General features: G+C 58.9%; 20 protein-coding genes. 12 read left to right on the forward strand and 8 right to left on the reverse strand.

The window, feature by feature from the left end:
* Positions 1-17 precede the first annotated feature (17 nt).
* The 3 genes from NL116_RS27365 (at position 18) to NL116_RS27375 (ending at position 3,049) form a co-directional block, all read left to right on the forward strand.
* The gene (locus tag NL116_RS27365) at positions 18-506 is read left to right on the forward strand and encodes a DUF3015 domain-containing protein (protein ID WP_123433504.1); all 489 of its coding nucleotides are present in this window, start codon (positions 18-20) and stop codon (positions 504-506) included.
* Between the two features lie 93 nt (positions 507-599).
* Positions 600-2,453 carry an Lnb N-terminal periplasmic domain-containing protein gene (locus tag NL116_RS27370; protein ID WP_494374837.1) on the forward strand — a complete coding sequence of 618 codons (1,854 nt, stop codon included), beginning with the start codon at positions 600-602 and terminating at the stop codon, positions 2,451-2,453.
* Positions 2,454-2,554: 101 nt separating this feature from the next.
* On the forward strand, positions 2,555-3,049 hold the full coding sequence (locus NL116_RS27375; protein WP_494374838.1) for a GreA/GreB family elongation factor: 495 nt from the start codon (positions 2,555-2,557) through the stop codon (positions 3,047-3,049).
* 173 nt (positions 3,050-3,222) lie between these two features.
* Here the strand turns inward: NL116_RS27375 and ettA are convergent, their stop codons facing one another.
* The gene (gene ettA / locus NL116_RS27380) at positions 3,223-4,887 is read right to left on the reverse strand and encodes an energy-dependent translational throttle protein EttA (protein WP_123433500.1); all 1,665 of its coding nucleotides are present in this window, start codon (positions 4,885-4,887) and stop codon (positions 3,223-3,225) included.
* Positions 4,888-5,172: 285 nt separating this feature from the next.
* Between ettA and NL116_RS27385 the strand changes: the two genes are divergently transcribed.
* From NL116_RS27385 to NL116_RS27405, 5 genes are all read left to right on the forward strand, one after another.
* Positions 5,173-9,021, forward strand: coding sequence for a sensor domain-containing protein (locus tag NL116_RS27385; RefSeq protein WP_494374839.1), 3,849 nt, complete (start codon positions 5,173-5,175; stop codon positions 9,019-9,021).
* Between the two features lie 222 nt (positions 9,022-9,243).
* Complete coding sequence (gene glyA / locus NL116_RS27390; protein ID WP_059182128.1) at positions 9,244-10,497, forward strand: serine hydroxymethyltransferase; 1,254 nt, start codon at positions 9,244-9,246, stop codon at positions 10,495-10,497.
* 249 nt (positions 10,498-10,746) lie between these two features.
* Positions 10,747-12,060 carry a C4-dicarboxylate transporter DctA gene (locus NL116_RS27395; protein WP_027924217.1) on the forward strand — a complete coding sequence of 438 codons (1,314 nt, stop codon included), beginning with the start codon at positions 10,747-10,749 and terminating at the stop codon, positions 12,058-12,060.
* A gap of 57 nt (positions 12,061-12,117) precedes the next feature.
* Positions 12,118-12,822, forward strand: coding sequence for a FadR/GntR family transcriptional regulator (locus tag NL116_RS27400; RefSeq protein WP_494374840.1), 705 nt, complete (start codon positions 12,118-12,120; stop codon positions 12,820-12,822).
* 24 nt (positions 12,823-12,846) lie between these two features.
* The gene (locus tag NL116_RS27405; protein WP_494374841.1) at positions 12,847-13,536 is read left to right on the forward strand and encodes a GntR family transcriptional regulator; all 690 of its coding nucleotides are present in this window, start codon (positions 12,847-12,849) and stop codon (positions 13,534-13,536) included.
* Between the two features lie 102 nt (positions 13,537-13,638).
* On the opposite strand, the gene yjiA is transcribed toward NL116_RS27405, so the two are convergent.
* The 3 genes from yjiA to NL116_RS27420 all read right to left on the reverse strand — a co-directional run bounded on the left by yjiA (position 13,639) and on the right by NL116_RS27420 (position 17,050).
* A complete protein-coding gene (gene yjiA / locus NL116_RS27410) occupies positions 13,639-14,610 on the reverse strand; it encodes a GTPase (protein WP_494374842.1) in 972 nt (323 codons plus the stop codon).
* A gap of 160 nt (positions 14,611-14,770) precedes the next feature.
* Positions 14,771-14,968: a YbdD/YjiX family protein gene (locus tag NL116_RS27415; protein WP_003228401.1), complete on the reverse strand. Its 198-nt coding sequence runs from the start codon at positions 14,966-14,968 to the stop codon at positions 14,771-14,773.
* 15 nt (positions 14,969-14,983) lie between these two features.
* Entirely contained in the window at positions 14,984-17,050 is a 2,067-nt protein-coding gene (locus NL116_RS27420; RefSeq protein ID WP_494374843.1) for a carbon starvation CstA family protein, read from the reverse strand.
* A 160-nt stretch (positions 17,051-17,210) separates the two neighbouring features.
* On the opposite strand from NL116_RS27420, the gene NL116_RS27425 reads away from it, so the two are divergent.
* A complete protein-coding gene (locus NL116_RS27425; protein ID WP_494374844.1) occupies positions 17,211-17,579 on the forward strand; it encodes a PilZ domain-containing protein in 369 nt (122 codons plus the stop codon).
* 24 nt (positions 17,580-17,603) lie between these two features.
* Here NL116_RS27425 and radA read toward each other — a convergent pair whose 3' ends face one another.
* The 3 genes from radA to NL116_RS27440 are packed head-to-tail and all read right to left on the reverse strand — an operon-like array spanning position 17,604 to position 21,160.
* Entirely contained in the window at positions 17,604-18,971 is a 1,368-nt protein-coding gene (gene radA / locus NL116_RS27430) for a DNA repair protein RadA (protein ID WP_262164169.1), read from the reverse strand.
* A gap of 45 nt (positions 18,972-19,016) precedes the next feature.
* Positions 19,017-19,559 (reverse strand): ankyrin repeat domain-containing protein, encoded by a 543-nt coding sequence (locus NL116_RS27435; RefSeq protein WP_494374845.1) that lies wholly within the window; start codon positions 19,557-19,559, stop codon positions 19,017-19,019.
* Positions 19,560-19,618: 59 nt separating this feature from the next.
* On the reverse strand, positions 19,619-21,160 hold the full coding sequence (locus NL116_RS27440; RefSeq protein WP_494374846.1) for a catalase: 1,542 nt from the start codon (positions 21,158-21,160) through the stop codon (positions 19,619-19,621).
* Positions 21,161-21,445: 285 nt separating this feature from the next.
* Between NL116_RS27440 and mscL the strand changes: the two genes are divergently transcribed.
* Positions 21,446-21,859 carry a large-conductance mechanosensitive channel protein MscL gene (gene mscL / locus NL116_RS27445; protein ID WP_310270652.1) on the forward strand — a complete coding sequence of 138 codons (414 nt, stop codon included), beginning with the start codon at positions 21,446-21,448 and terminating at the stop codon, positions 21,857-21,859.
* Between the two features lie 46 nt (positions 21,860-21,905).
* On the opposite strand, the gene NL116_RS27450 is transcribed toward mscL, so the two are convergent.
* Positions 21,906-22,682 (reverse strand): ferredoxin--NADP reductase, encoded by a 777-nt coding sequence (locus NL116_RS27450; protein WP_494374847.1) that lies wholly within the window; start codon positions 22,680-22,682, stop codon positions 21,906-21,908.
* Between the two features lie 352 nt (positions 22,683-23,034).
* Between NL116_RS27450 and NL116_RS27455 the strand changes: the two genes are divergently transcribed.
* Both NL116_RS27455 and NL116_RS27460 read left to right on the forward strand, forming a co-directional pair.
* Positions 23,035-23,745 carry an autoinducer binding domain-containing protein gene (locus NL116_RS27455; protein ID WP_494374848.1) on the forward strand — a complete coding sequence of 237 codons (711 nt, stop codon included), beginning with the start codon at positions 23,035-23,037 and terminating at the stop codon, positions 23,743-23,745.
* Between the two features lie 177 nt (positions 23,746-23,922).
* Positions 23,923-25,047: a methyltransferase gene (locus NL116_RS27460; RefSeq protein ID WP_494374849.1), complete on the forward strand. Its 1,125-nt coding sequence runs from the start codon at positions 23,923-23,925 to the stop codon at positions 25,045-25,047.
* The last annotated feature ends 41 nt before the right edge of the window (positions 25,048-25,088 follow it).

Genomic DNA, 25,088 nt, shown 5'->3' on the forward strand with positions numbered 1-25,088 from the left:
ACAAAGAGAACATAGCTATGAAACGGATTCTTCTCGGTACTCTTTTCACCGTTGTATCCCTCAACGCCATGGCGCAAGCCCCAGGCGGCCCGGATTGCGGTTGGGGCAACATGCTGTTCGAAGGTCAGCGTGGCACCCCGGCTCACTTCATGGCGTCCACCACCAACGGCACCTCCGGCAACGCAACCTTCGGTATGACCTCCGGCACCAACGGCTGCGCAACGAATGCGTCGCTGACCTACGGTGGCAAATCCTGGTTTGCCATGAATGGCATGATGAACGAGTTGTCCGAAGACATGGCCAAAGGTCAAGGCGAAGCGCTGACCACTTACGCCGTGGTCCTGGGCGTGGCGCCGGAAGACCGTGCGCATTTCGCCGCCGTCACTCACGAGCACTTCCAGCAAATCTTCAGCAAGGCTGACGTGACCGCTGAAGACGTGCATACCAACACCCTGGCCGTTCTCAAGAGCGATCCGCGTCTGGCCAAGTACGCCACTCAAGCTTAATCTCGATGCGCCCGCTCCCTCCGGGGAGCGGATTTATTTTTTTGGCCCGCCCCTTCTTTGGGTCTTTGTTTTTTTCGACTTAAGTTGCCCACTATGCTCAAACGCCTTGCCTGGCTGGCGCTCTGTGTCTGCGCCCCGCTGGCCGCCGCGCCGCACATCGACCCTCAACGTTTGCAGCAACTGGCCAATGACCCCTTCTGGATTTCCCTGGGCCACTACGAAACCGCCAAGCTCGGCGGCTGGCGCAGCTATGTCAGCGACAAGAAATTCTTCCTCGCGCCCGACGGCAACGAACACCCCGACCATGAACTGGCCGCCACCGTGCAAGCGTTGTACGCCCCGGCCAGCGCCGGCGAACACCACGCCCAATGCGTCTATCCGGCCCGTACCCGCTGGCTGAAAGCACAGCTCAACCTGACCGATCTGCCGACACTGGATTGCAGCGAATTCAAGCAATGGTTCAAGGACGTCTCGCCCCACAGTGCGGTGATGATTTTCCCGGCAGCGTATTTGAACAGTCCGTCATCGATGTTTGGTCATACGCTGCTACGAATCGACCAGGCCGATGTACAGAGCGACCACACGGCCCTGCTCAGCTACGCGATCAACTTCGGCGCCTACATCGAAGGTTCGGACAACAGCATCCTCTATGCTTGGAAAGGCCTGATGGGCGGCTATCCGGGGCTGTTCGCGCTGGTGCCCTACCAGGAAAAACTCTCGGAATACCGCAGCCTCGAAAACCGTGACTTATGGGAATACAGGCTGAATCTGACCCAGGAAGAAACCGCACGCATGGTCGAGCATGTCTGGGAGCTGAAGCAGATCAAGTTCGACTATTTCTTCTTCGACGAAAACTGCTCCTATCGCCTGCTGGAATTGCTGCAAGTGGCGCGACCAAGCCTGCGTCTGACCGAGCAATTCCCGCTGACTGCGATTCCGACCGACACGGTCAAAGCCGTTAAAGAGGCCGGTCTGGTGGAATCCATTCAATACCGCCCGTCCCGCGAACGTGAGTTGTTAAGTCGTGCCGAACCGCTGAACCCTGACGAACAGCAATGGGTGCTGAAAGTCAGCGCCGATCAGAAACAGTTGCAGGCGCGCGCGTTCAAGGCGCAACCCAAGGATCGTCAGGCACTGATCATCGACGCGGCCTATCGGCTGGAACGCTACCGAGCCAATGGCCAGGAACGTGACCAGGCGCGGGCTCAGCGTAGTTTCGAGCTGCTGCGGGCGATCAACCAGAACCCGGCGCCAGAGCTGGACATCCCGCAACCGGGACTGCCCGAGGATGGCCATGAATCGCGTACCTGGCAGGCCGGCATCGGCACCCGCGGTGACAAGGCGTTTGGCGAATACGGCCTGCGCATGGCCTATCACGATCTCAACGACAACGCCGAGAGCTTCCCGCTCGGCGCCCAGATTGAAATCCTGCAAATGAAACTGCGCCAGTACGAAGGCAATCACTGGCAATTCCAGCAGCTGGATCTGGCGACGATTCGTTCCTTGACCCCGCGTAACGAACTGCTGCAACCGCTGTCGTGGCAGGTGACGGGCGGGCTGGAGCGTGTGCCGGGCAAGCATGACGACGAAACTCTGGTCAGCCACGTCAATGGCGGTGGCGGCGGCACCTGGCAATTGGGCGAGGACTTGCTCGGTTTTGCCTTGGGCACGGTGCGCATCGAGCACAACAATGACTTCGCCGAATTCATCGCCCCGGCCGCGGGCTTCAACACCGGCGTGCTGTGGAAAAACCCGCTGGGTAACTTCAGTCTCGAGACCAAGGGCGATTTCTTCACCAATGGTGAAGTGCGCCGCAACATCAGCCTGAATCAGCAGTGGGAGCTGTCGCGCAATCTGGGCCTGCGCCTGAGCGCCCAGCGCGACTTCAGCCACCTCGCCACGCCCGAGAACGAAGTGATGCTTGAGGTGAAGTGGTATCACTACTAACCCGAATCCACGTGCCTATCACTCGCCATGAGTCGTTTGCAGACATACGCCGAAACTAAAACCCTGCAACCATGGCCTAAACCCTGTAACGGGAGAAGACCATGAGCCGGGCATTCGTCAACGAAGATAGCGCCGCCGAGCAAGCCGATCAGCCGGTTGAACGGCAGGTCAGCACGCAACCCAATTACGTCACGCCGGCGGGGCTTGCGCAGTTGCAGGCGAAAGTCGCCGAGGTGCAAAACCTGATCAATGAACAGAGCGCGAAAGGTGAACTGGCCGACAAACAGCGCCAGGCCGACCTTGAGCGTGACTGGCGGTATTTCAATCAGCGCCTGCAAAGCGCTCAGTTGGTCGTGCCGGCCTCCTCGACCCACAAGGTACAGATTGGCGCCTGGGTGACCTTTGCCGATGAACAGGGCAACGAACAGCGTGTGCAGTTGGTGGGGGAGGATCAGGCGGATGCCGCCAGCGGGTTGATCAATTGGGGCTCACCGTTAGGGCGGGCGTTGCTGGGGGCGCAAGTGGGGGATGAGGTGGTATGGAAGCGGCCGGTGGGGGATTTGGTGATTGAGGTTTTGGGCATAGAGACCGGGTGACCGTTAGTCCGCCCTCGCAGGCAAGCCAGCTCCCACATTGACCGAGTTGCATCTGACAATGGAGATCAACTGTGGGAGCTGGCTTGCCTGCGATGCAGACGACTCGGTCTATTTGAAAGCCCATAAAAAAACGGAGCCCCGAAGGCTCCGTTTTTTCTGCAACCGAGCCGATATCAGGCCAGTTTCTTGTGCCGTACACGATGCGGCTGGGTAGCCGCTTCGCCAAGACGCTTGCGGCGGTCGGCTTCGTATTCGGTGTAGTTACCCTCGAAGAACACCGCTTGCGAGTCGTCCTCGTACGCCAGGATGTGGGTCGCGACGCGGTCAAGGAACCACCGATCGTGAGAGATCACAATGGCAGCGCCCGGGAAGTCCAGCAGGGCTTCTTCCAGGGAACGCAGGGTTTCAACGTCGAGGTCGTTGGACGGTTCGTCGAGCAGCAGGACGTTGCCGCCCTCTTTCAAGGTCAGGGCCAGGTGCAAGCGACCGCGCTCACCACCGGACAGGTCCTTGACGAACTTCTGCTGATCGCCGCCCTTGAAGTTGAAGCGACCGACGTAGGTACGCGACGGGATCTCGTAGTTGCCGATGCGGATCTGGTCCGAACCGTCGGAGATCTGCTGGAATACAGTCTTGCTGCCGTCCAGGTCTTCGCGGCTCTGATCGACGCACGCCAGTTGCACGGTTTCGCCGACTTCGATGCTGCCCGAATCCGGTTGCTCCTTGCCCATCAGCATGCGGAACAGGGTCGATTTACCGGCACCGTTACCGCCGATCACGCCAACAATGGCGCCTTTAGGCATGGAGAACGACAGGTTGTCGATCAACACGCGATCGCCGTAGCCCTTGGAAACGTTCTTGAACTCGATGACCTTGTCGCCCAGGCGTGGACCGGCCGGGATGTAGATCTCGTTGGTTTCGCTGCGCTTCTGGAATTCCTGCGATTGCATTTCTTCGAAGCGTTGCAGACGTGCCTTGGATTTGGACTGGCGGGCCTTGGCGCCTTTGCGCACCCACTCCAGTTCTTCCTTCATGGCCTTTTCGTGAGCCGATTGCTGCTTGGATTCGGCCGCAAGACGATCGGACTTGGCTTCGAGCCAGCCCGAATAGTTGCCTTCGTACGGAATACCGGCACCGCGGTCGAGTTCCAGAATCCAGCCGGCAACGTTGTCCAGGAAGTACCGGTCGTGCGTGATCGCAACCACGGTGCCCGGGAAATCGTGCAGGAAGTGCTCCAGCCAGGCGACAGAATCGGCGTCCAGGTGGTTGGTCGGTTCGTCGAGCAGCAGCATGTCTGGGGCGGACAGTAGCAGGCGGCACAGGGCCACACGACGCTTTTCACCACCGGACAGGAATTCGACCTTGGCGTCCCACGCTGGCAGGCGCAGCGCATCGGCGGCGACTTCCAGTTGGCGATCCAGGTTGTGACCGTCGCTGGCTTGCAGGATGGCTTCGAGCTTGGCCTGTTCTGCCGCCAGTTTGTCGAAGTCGGCATCTTCTTCAGCGTACGCCGCGTAGACCTCGTCCAGGCGCGCCTGGGCGTTCTTGATCACGCTGACCGCTTCCTCAACCACTTCACGCACGGTCTTGGTCGGGTCCAGGATCGGTTCCTGCGGCAGGTAGCCAATGTTCAGCTCCGGCATCGGACGGGCTTCGCCCTCGAACTCGGTGTCGACGCCGGCCATGATTTTCAGCAGCGTGGACTTACCCGAACCGTTGAGGCCGAGTACGCCGATCTTGGCGCCAGGGAAGAACGACAGAGAAATGTTTTTCAGGATTTCCCGCTTCGGCGGAACAACTTTGCCCAGCCGATGCATGGTGAAGACGTATTGAGCCATGGAGAACCTTGGGTCAGTGACAGATGAATGATTGGAGCGCAGGCGGAGCCCGGCCAGACTGTGCGCGTCGTCCAGATGATAGCTATCAATCCGTGCACGCTGAAAAAGTCTGATTTTAGGAGCTGGAACGCTCCCGCGTAACCGGCAAAGCTACCTGAATGACGGAAGGCAGTCCAGCCGACAAGGGCTGGCACTTAGCCACAACTCAAGGCATGCTAGCCGCCCTTCGGGCGTCAGGCTTATAGTGCACGTCGCGCCAGTCCAGTCAAACCGCAGGATTCCAGTTTGCCTAATGCCACTCCGCCCGTTTCCGTGAGCGCCCACAGTCCTGCGACCGGCTCCCCCCTGCGCGGAACCTTGAAAGGCGCACTGGCCACCCTCGTCCTGTTGCTGCTCGCCCTGCTGTTCTGGCAGTTGCTGGATCAGCTTCGCGAAACCCAGAAACTCCAGCGCCAATACACCATCGACTACACTGCCGACCTGGCCGCGCAAGTCAGCCTGAACATGGCGCTCAACGCCCAGATCGCCCTCAACCTGCTACCGATCGTCGAACAACCGCAAAGTGCCGACGAACAACAGGTACTGCTGCGCAAGCTGCAACAGTCATTGCCCGAACTGCGCAGCCTGGCGTTGCTCAGTCCTTCCGGAAAAATACTCAGCGACAGCGCCGCGGACAGTCAGGACGCCGACTACTTGAGTGATCTGGTGCGGCGCAGTCACGCTCAGGTGCACTATTTCAGCAATGCCGATGACGGATCCGTGGTGCACCTTCTGTTGCATCAGGCCAGCGGTAGCACGCGAGGCTATTGGGCTTTGCGCCTGTCACCGACCTTTTTCTCGACCCTGACCAAACAAAATGAAGCCGGCATCCGCCCACTGTGGCTGGTGGAGAACCGGGTCAATCGCCAGATCATCAGCCGCGATGATGCATTGCCTGCGAGCACGCCGGCCGTGCTGACGCCCGATGAACTGGCCAGCAGTGTGCTGACCGTCCCCTTGAGCAGTAGCGACTGGCAGTTGCGCGGGTTGTTCGATCGGCAACGCGTGCTCGAAGACCTGCTGCCGGCCTTCATCGGCAAGTGCCTGCTGGGTCTGGCGTTCTCCTTATTGCCATTCATCGCGTTGCTGAACATGCGCCGACGTCAACGCCAACTGAATGAAGGTCGTCGACGCTACCAGGATATCTTCGAAGGCACCGGCGTCGCCCTCTGCGTTCTCGACATGTCCGGGCTCAAGAGCCTTTTCGACAAGGCGCACCTGCACAGCAACGAACAACTGCATGCCTGGCTCGAGGACCCGGAACAACGCCGGCAACTGCTTCAGGAATTGCGCATTACGGAGGTCAACCAGGTGGCCCTGCAACTGCTCAACGTCAATGCCTGCGATCAAGCCTGGAACCTGCTGATCGATGGCAACCCGCTGGGCGGCACGGCCATCGGCAATCAAGTGCTTGAAGCAGTGCTCAACCAGCAAAACCAGCTTGAGCTGGAAATAAAATTGCAGGGTGCCAATGACCGCGACCAGCATTTGTGGCTGGTCCTGCGCCTGCCGGTGAATCAGGACGACTATAAAGCAGTGATTCTGAGCATCACCGACATCACCAGCCGCAAGCTGATCGAGCTGTCGCTGCTGGAACGTGAAGGGTTCTGGTCAGATGTGGTGCGCACCGTGCCGGATCACCTGTACGTGCAGGACGTGATCAGCCAGCGGATGATTTACAGCAACCACCACCTGGGACAGACCCTGGGTTACGACCGTACTGAACTGCATCAAATGGGTGAGTACTTCTGGGAAATCCTGCTGCACCCCGAAGACGCCGATTTCTACCACCGTTCACGGCAGACCCAGCGTCAGGCGGGTTACAGCCAGTTGATGCAGTGCCAACTGCGCTTCCGTCACCGCGATGGTAAATGGCGACGGTTCGAGATTCGCGAACAGGCCCTGGCGCGAGACAAGCACAATCAGGTCACGCGCATCATTGGCGTGGCCAAGGACATCACCGACCAGATCGAAGCCAGTGAGTCGTTGCGCGACAGCGAGCAGCGTTACCGGATGCTCGCCGAAAGCATCAGCGACGTGATTTTCTCCACCGACAGCAAGTTGTCGCTCAACTACGTCAGCCCCTCGGTGCAAGCCGTGCTGGGTTATGACGCGGAATGGATCTTCAAGAACGGCTGGCAATCGATCGTCGCCAACCCACAACAACTGACCGGCATCTTCACCCTGATGGATCGGGTCAGCAAAGCCCTGGATAAACCCGAACAACTGGCGCTACTCCGCAGCCAGGTGCAGACCCAGTTGTTCCTGTTCGATTGCCTGCGGGCCGACGGCCGCAAGATCCCCATCGAGCTGCGGCTGGTGCTGGTCTGGGACGAACACGGTGCCTTCGAAGGCGTGCTCGGTGTCGGTCGCGACATCAGCCAACAGCGCCGCGCCGAAAAAGACCTGCGCATGGCGGCCACGGTCTTTGAACACTCGACCTCGGCGATTCTGATCACCGACCCGGCCGGTTACATCGTTCAGGCCAATGAAGCGTTCAGTCGCGTCAGCGGTTACGCCGTGGAACAGGTGCTCGACCAGTTGCCGAACATGTTGACCGTCGATGAGCAGCAGGACGCGCATCTGCGCTACGTGCTCAAGCAACTGCATCAGAACAACACCTGGGAAGGCGAAGTCTGGCTCAAGCGCCGCAGCGGCGAACACTACCCGGCCTGGGTCGGCATCACGGCGGTGCTCGACGATGAAGGTGACCTGGCCAGCTATGTGTGCTTCTTCAGCGACATCAGCGAACGCAAGGCCAGTGAACAGCGGATTCACCGCCTCGCTTACTACGATGCGCTGACTCACCTGCCCAACCGAACGCTGTTCCAGGATCGCCTGCACACCGCGCTGCAATCGGCGGAACGACAGAAGTCGTGGGTGGTGCTGATGTTCCTCGACCTCGACCGATTCAAGCCGATCAACGACTCCCTCGGTCACGCCGCCGGCGACCGCATGCTCAAGGAAATGGCCACGCGCCTGCTCGGTTGCGTTGACGATGACGACACCGTGGCACGCATGGGCGGCGATGAATTCACATTGCTGCTGCAGCCGAAGGTCAACCGTGAAATCGCGCTGAACCGGGCGATCCACGTGGCGGAACAAATCCTCGCCAGCCTGGTGAAACCCTTTGTCCTGGAAGGTCGCGAGTTCTTCGTCACGGCCAGTATCGGCATCGCCCTGAGCCCGCAGGACGGCAACGAACTCAGCCAGTTGATGAAGAACGCCGACACGGCGATGTACCACGCCAAGGAACGCGGCAAGAACAACTTCCAGTTTTATCAGGCGGACATGAACGCCAGCGCCCTGGAGCGCCTGGAGCTGGAAAGCGACCTGCGCCACGCCCTGGAACAGAACGAATTCGTGCTGTATTACCAACCGCAGTTCAGCGGCGATGGTAAACGGCTGACCGGTGCCGAAGCGTTGCTGCGCTGGCGTCATCCGCGACGCGGACTGGTGCCACCGGGGGATTTCATTCCGGTGCTCGAAGAGCTGGGGCTGGTGGTGGATGTCGGCGACTGGGTCATCGCCGAGGCCTGCCGCCAGCTCAAGACCTGGCATCAGGCCAAAGTGCGGGTGCCGAAAGTGTCGGTGAACATCTCGGCGCGGCAGTTCTCCGATGGTCAGCTCGGCACGCGGATCGCCAACATCCTCAAGGAAACCGGCCTGCCGCCGGCGTGCCTGGAGCTGGAACTGACCGAAAGTATCCTGATGCGTGAAGTCAGCGAGGCGATGCAGATGCTTGCCGGGTTGAAGAACCTCGGCCTGAGCATTGCGGTCGACGACTTCGGCACCGGTTACTCATCGCTCAACTACCTCAAGCAATTCCCGATTGATGTGCTGAAAATCGACCGCACCTTCGTCGATGGCCTGCCGTCCGGTGAACAGGACGCGCAAATCGCCCGGGCGATCATCGCCATGGCGCACAGCCTGAACCTGGCGGTAATCGCCGAGGGCGTGGAAACCCACGAGCAGCTCGACTTCCTGCGTGAGCATGGTTGCGATGAGGTTCAGGGGTATCTGTTTGGCCGGCCGATGCCGCCTGCCCGGTTTGAGGCGCAGTTCAGCAATGATGCGCTGTTCATGTTCGATTGAGGTTTTGTGGTGAGGCAAATGACGCCATCGCCAGCGAGCCGGCTCCTACGGGGACCGCGTTTCAAATGTAGGAGCCGGCTTGCTGGCGATGAGGCCGGCATGATCACCGCTGATCCCGTCATGAAGCCCACTTGTCTGCGACATGATCTCCTTTCATATGCCATCTAAAACCCGTTGGGTTAGAATGCCCCCCTTTTCTGCCCCCGATCCTTGAGGACCGCCATGTTCAGCCGTGATTTGACTATTGCCAAGTACGACGCCGATCTTTTTGCCGCCATGGAGCAAGAAGCTCAGCGTCAGGAAGAACACATCGAGCTGATCGCTTCGGAAAACTACACCAGCCCAGCGGTGATGGAGGCTCAAGGCTCGGTACTGACCAACAAGTACGCCGAAGGCTACCCGGGCAAGCGCTACTACGGTGGTTGCGAGTTCGTTGACGTCGTCGAGCAACTGGCTATCGACCGTGCCAAGGAACTGTTCGGCGCCGATTACGCCAACGTTCAACCGCACGCCGGTTCGCAAGCCAACAGCGCCGTTTACCTGGCCCTGCTGTCGGCTGGCGACACCATCCTGGGCATGAGCCTGGCCCACGGTGGTCACCTGACCCACGGCGCCAGCGTTTCGTCCTCGGGCAAGCTGTACAACGCCATCCAGTACGGCATCGACGCCAACGGCCTGATCGACTACGACGAAGTCGAGCGTCTGGCGGTTGAGCACAAGCCGAAAATGATCGTGGCCGGCTTCTCTGCCTACTCGCAGATTCTGGACTTCCCGCGTTTCCGCGAAATCGCCGACAAAGTGGGCGCTTACCTGTTCGTCGACATGGCCCACGTGGCCGGTCTGGTCGCCGCTGGCGTCTACCCGAACCCGGTGCCTTTCGCTGACGTCGTGACCACCACCACGCACAAGACCCTGCGCGGTCCACGTGGCGGCTTGATCCTGGCTCGCGCCAACGCCGACATCGAGAAGAAGCTGAACTCCGCCGTATTCCCGGGCGCCCAGGGTGGCCCGCTGGAGCACGTGATCGCCGCTAAAGCGATCTGCTTCAAGGAAGCGCTGCAGCCTGAGTTCAAGACCTACCAGCAACAGGTGGTGAAAAACGCCAAGGCCATGGCCGGCGTGTTCATCGAGCGCGGTTTCGACGTGGTTTCCGGCGGTACCGAAAACCATCTGTTCCTGCTGTCGCTGATCAAGCAGGAAATCTCCGGTAAAGACGCCGACGCCGCTCTGGGCAAAGCGTTCATCACCGTGAACAAGAACTCCGTGCCAAACGACCCACGCTCCCCGTTCGTCACCTCCGGCCTGCGCTTCGGTACTCCGGCTGTGACCACTCGCGGTTTCAAGGAAGCTGAGTGCAAGGAACTGGCCGGCTGGATCTGCGACATCCTGGCTGACCTGAACAACGAAGCGGTGATCGACGCCGTTCGTGAGAAGGTCAAGGCTATCTGCAAGAAACTGCCGGTGTACGGCGCTTAATTGCACCGCTGAACTGCAGCACAGAAAAACCGGCCACGTGATGGCCGGTTTTTTTTCGTCCTGGATTTGTAGGACCAGCGCCACTGGTCAGACCGGTAATGCCAATTACACAATTTCCGCTTGCGATCACGCAAAACCTGCGCCTAGACTGCGCCTGCACTGGACATACCGGTAAGACCACAATAATTAAGTCCTGAATCTGCTGCGCTCAAGCGTCAGGCCGCCAGGACACCGACCAGGATTCCTCCCATGCTCAGATGGTGCTCGCGTTCAATCTTCCTTCAAGTGGTTCTCGGACTGGTGCTCGGCATCGTCTGCGGGCTGACCCTTCCTGAATACTCGGCCCAGCTCAAACCGCTCGGCGACGGTTTCATCAAACTGATCAAGATGCTCATCGGTCTGATCGTGTTTTGTGTGGTGGTCAGCGGCATCAGCGGTGCCGGCGACCTGAAAAAGGTCGGGCGCATCGGCCTCAAGTCAGTGATCTACTTTGAAGTGCTGACCACCATCGCCCTGGTGATCGGCCTGGTGTTCGCCTTCAGCACCGGCATAGGCAGCGGCGCGAACATTCATCTGGATCAGCTCTCCGCCGCCGACATGGGTGACATCGCCCAGCGCGGGCAGCACATGCACACCACCACGCAATTCCTGATGGACCTGATCCCGACCTCGGTGATTGGCGCCTTCGCCGACAACAACATTCTGCAGGTGCTGCTGTTTTCGGTGCTGTTCGGCAGCGCGTTGAACCTGGTGGGCGAAGCGGCCTCAGGCATCTCCCGACTGATCAATGAACTGAGCCACGTGATCTTCCGCATCATGGGCATGATCGTGCGTCTGGCGCCGATTGGCGTGTTCGGCGCCATTGCCTTCACCACCAGCAAATATGGCCTGGATTCGTTGCAGCATCTGGGCAGCCTGGTCGGCCTGTTTTACCTGACCTGCGCTGCTTTTGTGTCGCTGATTCTGGGCCTGGTGATGCGCCTGTCCGGCTTGCGGATGTGGCCGTTGCTCAAGTACCTGCGCGAAGAACTGCTGATTGTCATGGGCACCGCTTCGTCCGATGCCGTGCTGCCGCAGATCATGCGCAAGCTTGAGCATCTGGGCATCGGCAGTTCGACGGTCGGGCTGGTGATTCCCACCGGTTACTCGTTCAACCTTGACGGTTTCTCGATCTACCTGACCCTTGCCATCGTGTTCATCGCCAACGCCACCGGCACGCCGCTGGCCATGACTGACCTGCTGACCATTTTGCTGGTGTCGCTGATCACCTCCAAAGGCGCCCATGGGATTCCCGGCTCGGCGCTGGTGATCCTGGCGGCCACCTTGACGGCGATCCCGGCGATTCCGGTGGTTGGCCTGGTGCTGGTGCTCGCGGTGGACTGGTTCATGGGCATCGGCCGGGCGCTGACCAACCTGATCGGTAACTGCGTCGCCACCGTGGCCATCGCCCGCTGGGAGAAAGACATCGATATCCAGCGCGCGAACAAGGTGCTTTCCGGCCAGGTGGGTTATACCTTCCAGCCGAGAAAACCCGTCGCGCCGGCGCATCAGCAGGAATTTTGAATCAAGTGGGAGCCTGCCCGACGGCGGGCTCCTCTGCCTTTATCCATGGAGCAACCCGTGATTACCACTTCAACGGTCGTCAATTCAGTCGTAGAAAAACTTCGGGCCGCACTGGCCCGTGGTCAGTGGCGTTCTGGCGAGATGCTGCCGGGGCAGCGTGAACTGGCCGAACAACTGGGCATCAGCCGCCCCAGCCTGCGTGAAGCGGTGATCGTGCTGGAAACCCTTGGTCTGGTGCGTTCAATGCCGGGCAAAGGCGTCGTGGTGCTGGACGCGCACCTCAGCGACAGCCAAAGCCACGACAGCGCAGTGGCCGGTGCCAGCCTGGAAGACGTGCTGCAACTGCGCTACACCCTTGAGCCATTCATTGTCGGCCTTGTGGCGCAGTCGATCAGCAGCAAAGAAGTCGGGCAACTGCGCCTGACGCTGATGGACATGCGCGAAGCACTGGAAGCCAACGACGCCGACGCCGGGGTCAACGCCTACATCGCCTTCCACGAAGAATTGTTCACCCTGACCTCGAACCCGATTTTCCAGAGCGTGGTGCAGCAGACCAGCAACGCACTCAAGCAAAGCGCTGAAGTGCTGCGTAATTCACCGGAACACTTGGCCGAACGTCTGGAAGAAAACGAAGCCGTGGTGCGCGCAATCCGTAGCAAGAACAGCGCACAGGCCAGTGCCGAAATGCGCCGGCACATCCTGCGCGAAGGACGACGGATGGGCATCGAATTGAACATCCCGGACGACAACCTCGGTAGTTGAAACCTTTGGAACCGGAGACCGGCCATGAACAGCTTCGCTTCACCGCAGACGCTTGTTGCCCTGCCCTTTCCCGCCCTGGCAGAGGATCCGTATTCGCGGGTTTTCGATGCGATTCTCGAACAGCGCATTGATGTGGGCAGTCGTTTTACCGAAGAAAGCCTGGCGCAGATGTTTGATGTTCGACGCGGTGATATCCGCGGTGTGCTGACGCGATTGGCTCATCAGCAGATTGTCGTACTTCGGGTCAATCATCGGCCCCGAGTTGCGGCGCTGGATGTCGAGCAGGTCCGGCAAACGTTGCATGCACGGCGGCTGGCCGAGATCACGCTGGTGCGGTTGGCGTGTCAGCACCCTTGCCCGCACGCGTTGAATCGCCTGGAAGCGTTGATCGATAGCGCGCGTGAATGTACCGCGCGTGGTTCGGCGATTCGATTGTCGGGGGAGTTTCATTTACAGCTGGCAAAAATGGCCGGGAATGCGCCTTTGGCGCATTTTCTGGACAGTCTGGTGCCGCTGACATCGCTGGCCGTTGCGCAGTTCGAGGGATGGTTGGAGGGTTATTGCAATTGGCAGGTGCATGAGGGGATTTTGGACGCGGTGGCGCGCCAAGATGCGGTGACGGCGGTGACATCGCTGAGCCAGCATCTGGATTATCTGGAGAGGAGTTTGCTGAACTGCGGACCGACACTTGGCCAAAATCGTGTTGCCGGTTAGATCGCCTTCGCGAGCAAGCCCGCTCCCACATTTGGAACGCAATCCCCTGTGGGAGCGGGCTTGCTCGCGAAGGGGTCCTCAAAAACGCTGAAGATTTCTGCCTTACTCTGCCGCCACCCGCGCAAACCCCTCACGTATTTTCTCTTCCGGCAAGTCATCGGCAATAAACACGATCACGCTTTCCCGCGCCTCGCCCTCCGCCCATTCCGTGTCCCAGTCGAACCCGTACAACTTCAGGACACCCTGAAACACCATCCGCCGCGGCTCGTCGACAATATTCAACACGCCTTTGTAACGCAGCAATTGCTTGCCGTGGTCTTCCAGCAATTCGTTCATGAACTCGCTGAGCTTGTCGATATCCAGCGGCTTGTCGGTACGCAGCACCAGGCTGGAAATGCGGTCAATGGACGGCGCTTTGCTGACCGGGCGCAAACTCACGCCACCGCCGAGGTCGGCATTCAGATTGAATCCGCGCACGTCGAGCAATTCGCCCAGGTCGATCTGGCCGTGATCGACCACCCGGATCGGTGCGCGACGGTTGATACGGGTCAGGCGCTCACTCAATGCGGTGAACGTCGGCTCGTCCACCAGATCACGCTTGCTCACCAGCAAGCGGTCGGCGAAACCGATTTGCGCTTGGGCGATGGTTTGCGTCAGGTGCGTTTCGGCATGCGCCGCGTCTACCAGGGTAATAATGCCGTCCAGGATGTAGCGCTCGCGCAGTTCCTCGTCGATGAAAAAGGTTTGCGCCACCGGCGCCGGATCGGCCAGGCCGGTGCACTCGATCACCAGACGGTCGAAGACGATATCACCGCTGTCCAGGCGCTCGAGCAACAGGTACAGCGCTTTGGTCAGGTCGGTGTGGATGGTGCAGCAGACGCAGCCGTTGGACAGCGTCATGACTTGTACCGGCTCGTCGCCCAACAACTGGGTGTCGATACCGGCATCACTGAATTCGTTTTCGATCACGGCGATTTTCAGCCCGTGCTCGGCTTTGAGCAGGTGACGCAACAGCGTGGTCTTGCCAGCGCCGAGGAAGCCACTGAGGATCGTGACGGGGATGGGAGAGGACAAACGGTTTCTCCTGTTTTACAGAGTTAACAAACAACACAAAACAAATGTGGGAGCGGGCTTGCTCGCGAAAGCGGAATGTCATTCAACATTATGTCGACTGACAAGGCCTCTTCGCGGGCAAGCCCGCTCCCACAGGGATTGCATCAATCTCGCTGTCGGATCAACAGCACTTCGGCCCACCCTTGCCACCGTAACGAGCTTCCTGACGTTCACGGAAGAACATCTCGTAGCTCATCACTGGTTTGTCCGGGTGTTTGGTTTGCATATGCTCGACATAGGTGTCGTAGTCGGGCATGCCGACCATCAGGCGCGCGGCCTGACCGAGGTATTTACCGAGGCGACTCAGGTCATTGAACATGTTTGCAATCCTCGATTACGCGTCCGGCAGGGCCTGGAATGGCGCTTCTTTATCCGTACGCTCTTTCGTACCCCATGCGCCGATGCCGACCTTGAGTGCGTAGAACAGGATACTGAAGACCACGAACAGGAACAGCGCCGTCAGCGTGGCGTTGGTGTAGGCGTTGAAGATCACGTGTTGCATCTGCGTAATGTCCTTGGCCGGGGCGAGGAGCTGACCATTGGCCAGCGCGTCGCTGTATTTCTTCGCCAGCGACAGGAAGCCGATGGCCGGATTGGCGTCGAACAGCTTGATGAAGCCGGCGGTCACGGTGCAAATCAGCAGCCAGACCGCCGGCAGCATGGTCACCCAGATGTAGCGCTGGCGCTTCATTTTGATCAGCACAACCGTTGCCAGCATCAGCGCGATACCCGCCAGCATCTGGTTGGAGATACCAAACAGCGGCCACAAGGTGTTGATCCCACCCAATGGGTCAATCACGCCCTGGTACAACAACCAGCCCCACATCGCCACGCAACCGCCGGTGGCGATCAGGTTGGCAGCCCAGGATTCGGTACGTTTCAGCGCCGGGACGAAGGAACCGAGCAAATCCTGGAGCATGAAACGACCGGCACGGGTGCCGGCGTCAACCGCGGTCAGGATGAACAGCGCTTCGAACAGGATTGCGAAGTGGTACCAGAACGCCATGGTGTTTTCACCCGGCAGGACACTGTGCAGGATCTGTGCGATACCGACCGCCAGGGTCGGCGCCCCACCGGCACGTGCCAGGATGGTGGTTTCGCCGATGTCATGGGCCACCGCTTGCAGGGCCTCCGGGGTAATCGCAAAACCCCAGCTGCTGACGGTTTGCGCGACCGCTACGATGTCACCACCGACCACAGCAGCCGGGCTGTTCATGGCGAAGTACACGCCCGGTTCGATCACCGAGGCGGCAACCATGGCCATGATGGCAACGAAGGACTCCATCAACATCGCGCCGTAACCGATGTAACGGGAATTGACTTCGTTATCCAGCAGCTTCGGCGTGGTGCCGGAAGAGATCAGCGCATGGAAACCCGAGACCGCGCCACAGGCGATGGTGATGAACAGGAACGGGAACAAGCCACCTTTCCACACCGGGCCAGTGCCGTCGATGAACTGGGTCAGCGCCGGCATTTTCAGCTCGGGCATGGTCACCAGAATGCCGATGGCCAAGGCGACGATGGTGCCGATCTTCAGGAACGTCGACAGGTAGTCGCGCGGGGCCAGAATCAGCCACACCGGCAATACCGCGGCAACAAAACCGTAGCCGATCAGCATCCAGGTAATCTGGATCCCGGTGAAGCTGAACGCCTTGGCCCAGACCGGATCAGCCGCAATTTGCCCACCGAGCCAGATCGAACCCAGCAGCAACGCCACGCCGACCACGGAGATTTCACCGATGCGGCCCGGGCGGATGTAGCGCATGTAAATGCCCATGAACATCGCAATCGGGATGGTCGCCATTACCGTGAAAATGCCCCACGGGCTTTCGGCCAGCGCTTTCACCACGATCAGCGCCAGCACCGCGAGGATGATGATCATGATCAGGAAGCAGCCGAACAGCGCGATGGTGCCGGGGATGCGGCCCATTTCTTCACGGACCATGTCGCCCAGCGAACGACCGTTGCGGCGGGTCGACATGAACAGGACCATGAAGTCCTGAACCGCACCGGCCAGCACGACGCCGGCGATCAGCCACAGCGTGCCCGGCAAATAGCCCATTTGCGCCGCCAACACCGGCCCGACCAGCGGCCCCGCGCCAGCGATGGCCGCGAAGTGGTGTCCGAAAAGGATGTGTTTGTTGGTCGGAACGTAGTCCAGACCGTCATTATTGAGTACGGCGGGGGTGGCCCGTCGCGGGTCGAGTTGCATCACGTTGTTTGCGATGAACAGACTGTAGTAGCGATACGCAACCAGATAAATGGCCACGGCAGCGACCACAATCCACAAGGCGTTGATCGCCTCACCTCGGCGCAATGCCACTACACCCAGGGCGCACGCACCGACAATTGCCAGCAGCAGCCAGGGTAAATGGCGTAGCAGGCTATTATTATTTTTCATTTTATGATTCCAGCCAGAGTGGACAAGAAAGACAGCCACCCCGAGTTTAGCTCCCCTGACGGCAAAGGCCATACCCCGACATTGGTCTAGACGTCCGCCTGCGCTGGCAGGCTTTAATAATGCGGGTCTATAGTCAGCGTACCTTTCCGAGGATTGCGCCATGAGCGAACACGCCGCCGACCGTCGCCGCTTCAAACGTATCGCGTTCGACGCCCAAACCGAACTGCGCCAGGACGAATACATCTGGCAGGTGAAGTTGATTGATCTGTCGCTCAAGGGGCTGTTGGTCGAGAAGCCCGAGCCGTGGCTGGGCAATCGGGAGCATCACTTCTGCGTTGAGGTTCATCTGGCGCCTGACGACGCGATCAAGATGGATGTGCTACTGACCCACGATGACCATGGCCAACTCGGCTTTGTCTGCAAACACATCAGCCTGGAATCCATCCAGCGCCTGCGGCGGTTGATCGAATTCAACCTGGGTGACCCGCAAGAGCTGGAACGTGAGCTGGGCGCCTTGATCGAAGTCTGAAGGTTGCCGCAACTCCAATGTGGTTTATTCAAACAAGGCGTCGAGGGCCTGTTCCAGACGAGTAACGGCAATAATCTGCAACCCCGGCGGCGCCTCTTTCGGCGCATTGCCCTTGGGCACGATGGCGCGTTTGAAGCCGTGCTTGGCGGCTTCTTTCAGGCGTTCCTGACCGCTGGGCACCGGGCGTACTTCGCCGGATAGCCCGACTTCGCCAAATACCAACAAATCATGCGGCAATGGCCGGTTACGCAAACTGGACATGACGGCCGCCATCAAGGCCAGGTCCGAAGCGGTCTCCAGCACTTTCACACCACCGACCACGTTGAGAAACACGTCCTGATCGTGGGTCGGAATGCCGCCGTGACGGTGCAGAACGGCCAACAACATCGCCAGGCGATTCTGATCCAGTCCCAGCGTGACCCGGCGCGGGTTGGCCAGATGGCTGTCATCCACCAAGGCCTGCACTTCCACCAGCATGGGCCGCGTCCCTTCCCACGTTGCCATGACCACACTGCCCGGCACTTCTTCCTGAGCGCGTGTGAGAAAAATCGCCGAAGGGTTGGAGACTTCTTTCAGACCCTTGTCCGTCATGCCGAACACACCCAATTCGTTGACCGCGCCGAAACGGTTTTTCACCGCACGCAACAAACGCAAGCGCCCATCCGATTCGCCTTCGAAATACAGCACAGTGTCGACCATGTGCTCCAGCACACGGGGACCGGCCAGTGCGCCTTCCTTGGTCACGTGACCGACGAGGAAAATCGCGGTGCCGCTCTGCTTGGCATAACGCACCAGCAAGGCCGCACTTTCGCGCACCTGAGAGACGCCGCCCGGTGCCGATTGCAGTTGTTCGGTGAAGATCGTCTGGATCGAGTCGATCACCATGACTTTGGGCTTTTCCACCCGGGCCGTGGCGATGATGGTTTCGATGCAGGTTTCGGTCATCACGCGCAATTGGTCCTGCGGCAAGCCCAACCGGCGGGCGCGCATGGCCACTTGTTGCTGCGATTCTTCGCCGGTGACATACAGCGCCGGCATGCTCTTGGCGAGGTTGCACAAGGTTTGCAACAGAATGGTCGATTTACCGATCCCCGGGTCACCGCCGATCAGCACCACCGAACCGTCGACCAAGCCACCGCCCAGCACCCGATCGAGTTCACTGGATGCGGTGGAAAAACGCGGTATTTCTTCGACACTGACTTCGGCCAGGGTTTTGATTTGGGCCTGTTGACCGGTCCAGCCGGTTCGACCGCCAGGGGCGGCGGCACCACCGCTTTCCACCAGGGTTTCGGTCAGCGTGTTCCAGGCCCCGCACTCACCACACTGGCCGGCCCACTTGGGGAAGGTTGAGCCACACTCGGTGCAGCCGTACATGCGCTTGGCCTTGGCCATCTGAACTCCCGGCAAAAACCGCGATGATAGCTCAGCTGACGCCGATCAGCGCGGCGCGGCGGTACGGATTTCACCGCTGGCCAGACGCGAGGCACTGTTGCCCAACGGATCTTCGGCCTCCAGATCCGCGCCTTTGGCCTTAAGTGCGTCGAGCAGTTCGGCACGCTTGAACAATCCGGCGTACATCGCAGCCGTTTGCCCCGCGCCGTTGCGCTGGTCGGGGCTGCAATCGGCCGACAGCAAGCTCCGGGCAATCTGCACTTCCCCTTTGAAAATCGCCCCCATCAATGCCGTGTTGCCTCGCTGGTCCTGAGCACAGGCATCCGCGCCCGCGGCGAGCAAGCGCTCCACTGCGGCGGTCTGGCCGTGGTAGGCCGCCAGAATCAGTGCGGTGTAACCCTTAGTGTCGCGTGTGTCGAGCGAGTATCCAGCCTCGATGAAGGTGTCGAGCATGGGCACATTGCCACGGCGGGCGGCGTCGAAGTAGTAATCCTGCAGTTGAGCAGCCAGCACCGCCGAGTCGTCGCGTGGGGTGGAAAAAGCACTGGTCGAGAGCAACGCCAGAGACACAAACAGATAAATACGCATCGCACACTCCTTGGCCCGACGGGACCTCACCGGAGGTCCCGCTTTTCATGCAAACGCGATCAGTCGACCAGATTGGCCGCCAGCGCCTTGACCCGACTCAGGTCACCCTTGGCCACCTTGGTCACGCCGGTCCCGTATTCCGGGTCGGCTTTGTACAGGAACGACAGGATGATGTGCTTGCTCTCGTCATCGGTTGTCGCGAGCGAACCGCCAAAACTCTCGAAAAGGTCGTTGCGCTCCTTTTTGCTGAAGGAGCGATACAGATCACCGGCCTGCTTGAAGTTTTGCTCACGCTGGATCTTCGCCTGCTGAGTGCTGCCCGTCAGCGCCGATTGGCTGTAGCGCGCGGCTTGGGGCTCTTCGCCGGGCATCAGGCGGCTTGGCTGGTAATTCACCCCCGTGCTGCTGTGACCGGTGTTCATCGCGCCGTCCTGATTACCGTTATTCACGGCAACTTTTGGCGCATTGATCGGCAATTGCTGTGCGTTGGCACCCAGGCGATAGAGTTGAGTATCGGCATAGGAAAACACTCGCCCTTGCAACAGGCGATCTTCCGAAGGCTCGATACCGGGAACCAGATTGGCCGGAGCCATCGCCACTTGTTCGGTTTCCTGGAAGACATTCGAAGGATTACGATCCAGGATCATTTGTCCAACTTTTCGCTCAGGAACTCCTGGCCAGATCTTCGTCGCATCCAATGGATCGAAATCAAACTTATACAAGTCTTGAGATTTTACAACCTGAACGTACAAGTCCCATTTCGGAAAGTCACCCTTGTTAATATGAGTGACCAAATCATTGGTCATATGACTGTAATCTTTGCCTTGAACTTTCGACACCGATTCAGGATCGAGATTATTAATCCCCTGCAAACTTTTCCAGTGAAACTTCACATAATGCACATCGCCGTTGGCGTTAACTAACTTGTAGGCATGCACACCGTTTCCGTCCATCTCCCGATAACTGGCCGGTGTGCCAGCGTTGGAATACAACTCGGTCAGGGTACGCGTGGCTTCAGGCACATGGGAGAAGAAATCAAATCGCCGCGAATCATCGTCGAGGTTGGTACGCGGGTCTGGCTTAAACGCGTGGACCATGTCTGGAAACTTGATCGCATCACGGATGAAGAAGGTCGGAAAATTGTTTCCCACCAGGTCCCAGTTGCCGTCGGCGGTGTAGAACTTGGTGGCGAAACCACGCGGATCGCGCAGGGTTTCCGGCGAATGGTTGCCATGAACGACGGCGGAGAAACGCACGAACACCGGTGTACTCTGCCCGTCAGCAAAAACTTTCGCCTTGGTCAGGTCGCTCAGGTCATTGGTCACGGTGAACATGCCGTGGGCGCCGGTGCCACGAGCATGCACCACACGTTCAGGAATGCGTTCCCGGTCAAAACGCTGCAGCTTCTGGATCAGTTGCACGTCCTGCAACAACACCGGGCCTGTGGCACCCGCCGTTTGTGAGTTCTGGTTATCGCCTACGGCAGCCCCGTTATCACGGGTCAGGTTGGCAGCATGGATGGAAAAGGACAGCAAGCTGGCGGTCAAGACGCCAACAGTACGCCAATGGGGAAAAGCCCCCAGGCCAAGGGTAGAAGTCATATCAGGTTCCTCTGTTTTCAAGGCGCACTCCCAGTGCGCTGACCCGAGGCTAGAGGCCGAGCCGGTAAAACCTAAATAGAAAAAACACACCGTGATGATTTGGATATTTATCTCGCTAATCAGTCAGTTAGCGCGTATTTCGCGCGCGATTGCTGGCACTTTGCAAACTAATTGCCGGAAGACGGGTCGATAGTCACGAGCATTGTAATGAGGTGTTTCAAGCACGAGCTCTTTTGCTGAATTACACTGCGTTCACCAACCTCATCTGTAACAAGGAAATAACCTATGGGCGTGATAAGTGAGTTCAAGGCCTTCGCGGTCAAAGGTAATGTGATCGACATGGCCGTCGGTATCATCATCGGTGCCGCCTTCGGCAAGATCGTGACGTCGTTTGTCGGCGACGTGGTCATGCCGCCCATTGGCTTGCTGATCGGCGGGGTAGACTTCAGTGACCTGGCCATTACGCTCAAGGCTGCCGAAGGCAATGCCCCGGCCGTGGTGCTGGCCTACGGCAAATTCATCCAGAGCATGATTGACTTCGTCATTGTCGCGTTCGCAATTTTCATGGGGATCAAAGCGATCAACCAACTGAAGCGTGAAGAGGCTGCCGCCCCGACGCTGCCGCCGGTTCCGACCAAGGAAGAAGAGTTGTTGAGCGAGATCCGCGATCTGCTCAAGGCCCAGAACAATCGTCCCTGAAGGCTGATTGCAATCAGAAACGGCGCCCTCTGAGGCGCCGTTGTTTTTACCAGAAGTTTTCCACAGCCACCTGGCCGGGTCGTCGGCTGAGGCTCAGGTGCATGTCGCGCTGCTTGAGCAGCGTGCGCGTGTCATCGATCATCTGCGGGTTGCCGCAAAGCATGACCCGCGAATGCTCGGGCGTCAGCGTCACGCCTGCTGCCCGCTCCAGCTCGCCATTTTCGATCAGCGTGGTGATTCGTCCGTTCAGGGCGTCAGGGTGTTGTTCGCGAGTGACGGTGGCGATGAACTGCAATTTGTGGGCGTTTTCGACCAGGTAATCACGTTGCCCCAACTCGGCGATCAGCGCCTGATAGGCCAGCTCCCGGGCCTCACGCACGCTGTAGACGAGGATGATGCGTTCGAATTTCTCCCACACCTCGAAGTCCTGCAGGATCGACAGGAACGGGGCAATGCCGGTGCCTGTGGATAACAACCAGAGATCCCGCCCATCGACGAAGCGGTCCGGGGTCAAATAACCAAAGGCCTGGCGGTCGACCAGCACGGTATCACCCACCTCCAGCCGACTGAGTTCGCTGGTGAATTCCCCCCCCGGCACCACGATAGAGAAGAACTCGAGAAACTCGTCATGGGGGGACGACACCATTGAATAGGCACGCCAGACCGTACTGCCATCGGCCTTGATGACACCTAGTCGGGCGAACTGCCCGGCCCTGAAGCGAAAGCCCGCATCTCTCGTGGCTCGAAGGGTGAACAGGTTGGGGGTCAACGGCTGGACGTCGAGCAAGGTTTGGCGAGTGAATTTTTCGGCACTGGCGGTCATGGGACGCTCCATTGAACTGGTACCTCCAGTGTCGCGCAAAGCCGGCGATGTAAACACCGGTGATTTGTAGTGTCTTTTGGAGATGAGGCCTACCGCCTAGTGTATTAGTTGTACAGTTGATTACGCAGTGTAAATGCCACTGATCAAAGTTATACAAATACAACAAGTAGAATGATATACACCATGTGAAATTAATTTCATGAACCTGAACAGCTAAGAACCAGATATGCACTGTCGATAACTTTCAAGAGCGAAAAAATTGCAGCGTATTTGTAGGATTGCTCCTACACTCTGGTCGAGTTGGATCTTGGATCCAATTCACACCCCAAGATATTCGCGTGGAGTTTCTACAATGGAAATGTGGAAGGAGTCACAATTAAGACAGATATCCGATGCCAGAGAAATCAAGTCTGCCTATGAGATCTCACTCGATCTTATCCAGAATCTCGGCTTCAATTTCTGCTCTTTTTCAATTACATCCCCGGCCGCCCGGCATCTTCACGATACCGTCAACTTTAACAACTACCCTTTCGACTGGAATACGAAATATGAACAAGAACACTACGTTGACATCGATCCAATATTAGCTCATTGCAATCAATCAGAGCAGCCCATTCTCTGGGAAGACGAAGTCTTCTCAAAGACACCTCAGCTGAGGCTGGCGCAAAAACAACAAGGTCTGCAGCACGGCTGGTCACAATCGGTTCATGATGACAGCGGTCTTCGCAGCATGTTCAGCATGGCCAGAAGCAGCAGCCCGATCTCGGCCTATGAGCTGTATGAAAACCTGGGCTATGCCATTTTCATCAGCCAGCAGTTGCATAAACTCGTGGCTCAAAAACTGCGCCAACGCCTGCCGACGGCGAACACGCCTCGTTTATCAACGCGCGAAATCGAAATCCTGAAATTGTCCGCCGACGGCAAGACAGCTTACGAGTGCTCCAGAATCCTGAGCATCAGTGAGCGCACTATCAATCACCATGTGCGCAACGCCATCCAGAAATTTGGCGTAAACAACAAGATTGCGGCGGTGATAAAGGCAGTGAGGGCTGGCGCCATCTGAAACCACACGCGTTGCGGAAAACCCGCGAGTAATCCAGCAGAAAAAAACGTACCATCTGCGGTCCCACTGAGTGCTGTCGTGTGTCACTTCACGACGCCGTGCACTCGGACGGACCCGCCCGCTACAACGCCTCCGGCAGCGGGACATACCCCCGTTGACTACCCAGAGCCCCGCCTCATGCCCCTGCTCGAAACACCCTTCGCCCAACTCGACCTGATCCGTCAGCCAGAACAGCAGAATGAACCGCTGCAAGCGTTCGATGCTGCCGACGAATACTTGCTCAACCACCTGGCCGAACAACAACCTTCGGCCGAGACTCGGGTACTGGTATTGAACGACAGTTTTGGTGCAGTGGCCGCCAGCCTCGCGGGCAAGGTCCGGGTGATCAGCAGTGGCGACTCGTTCCTGGCCTTTCAGGGGCTGGAAAAAAATCTGATCCGTAACGGCCAGGCGTTTGACGCCGTGCCAAGCGTGCCTGCCAGCGAAGCATTCAGTGGCCCGTTTGACCGGGTATTGATCCGGGTGCCGAAAACCCTGGCGTTGCTGGAAGAACAACTGATTCGCCTGCAAGGCCAACTGGCGCCAGGAGCGCAGGTGATTGCGGCGGCGATGATCAAGCACCTGCCACGTGCTGCCGGTGATCTGCTGGAGCGCTATATCGGCCCGGTACAAGCTTCCCTGGCAGTGAGAAAGGCGCGGCTATTGATCGCCACACCAGAAGCAAAAGCCCCGGTCGTGTCCCCCTACCCTTCGCGCTATCAACTGGATGAACCAGCCATTGAACTGCTGAACCACGCCAACGTGTTCTGCCGCGAAGGGCTGGACATTGGCACTCGGGCATTTCTGCCGCACTTGCCGAAAAACCTCGGCACCGCGCGAGTCGCCGACCTCGGTTGCGGTAACGGCGTGCTGGCCATTGCCAGCGCGCTGCAAAACCCCGAAGCGCAGTACACGCTGGTGGATGAGTCGTTCATGGCAGTGCAGTCGGCTGCCGAAAACTGGCGAGCGGCGCTGGGTGATAGAGCGGTCAACGTGCGGGCCGGCGACGGCCTGGCCGGGCAGGAAGCTCAATCCCTGGACGTCGTGTTGTGCAATCCGCCGTTCCATCAACAGCAGGTCGTCGGCGATTTTCTCGCCTGGCGCATGTTCCAGCAGGCCCGGGAGGCGCTGGTGGTGGGCGGCGCGCTGTATATCGTCGGCAACCGCCACCTGGGTTACCACAGCAAGCTCGCCCGACTGTTCCGCGGCGTCGAACAAGTGGCCGCCACGCCAAAATTCGTGATTCTCAAAGCCCGCAAATAAACCGGAGCAAAAAAAACCCTCCACGCAGGAGGGTTGTAAAT

The organism is Pseudomonas sp. FBCC-B1667, assembly GCF_059133255.1.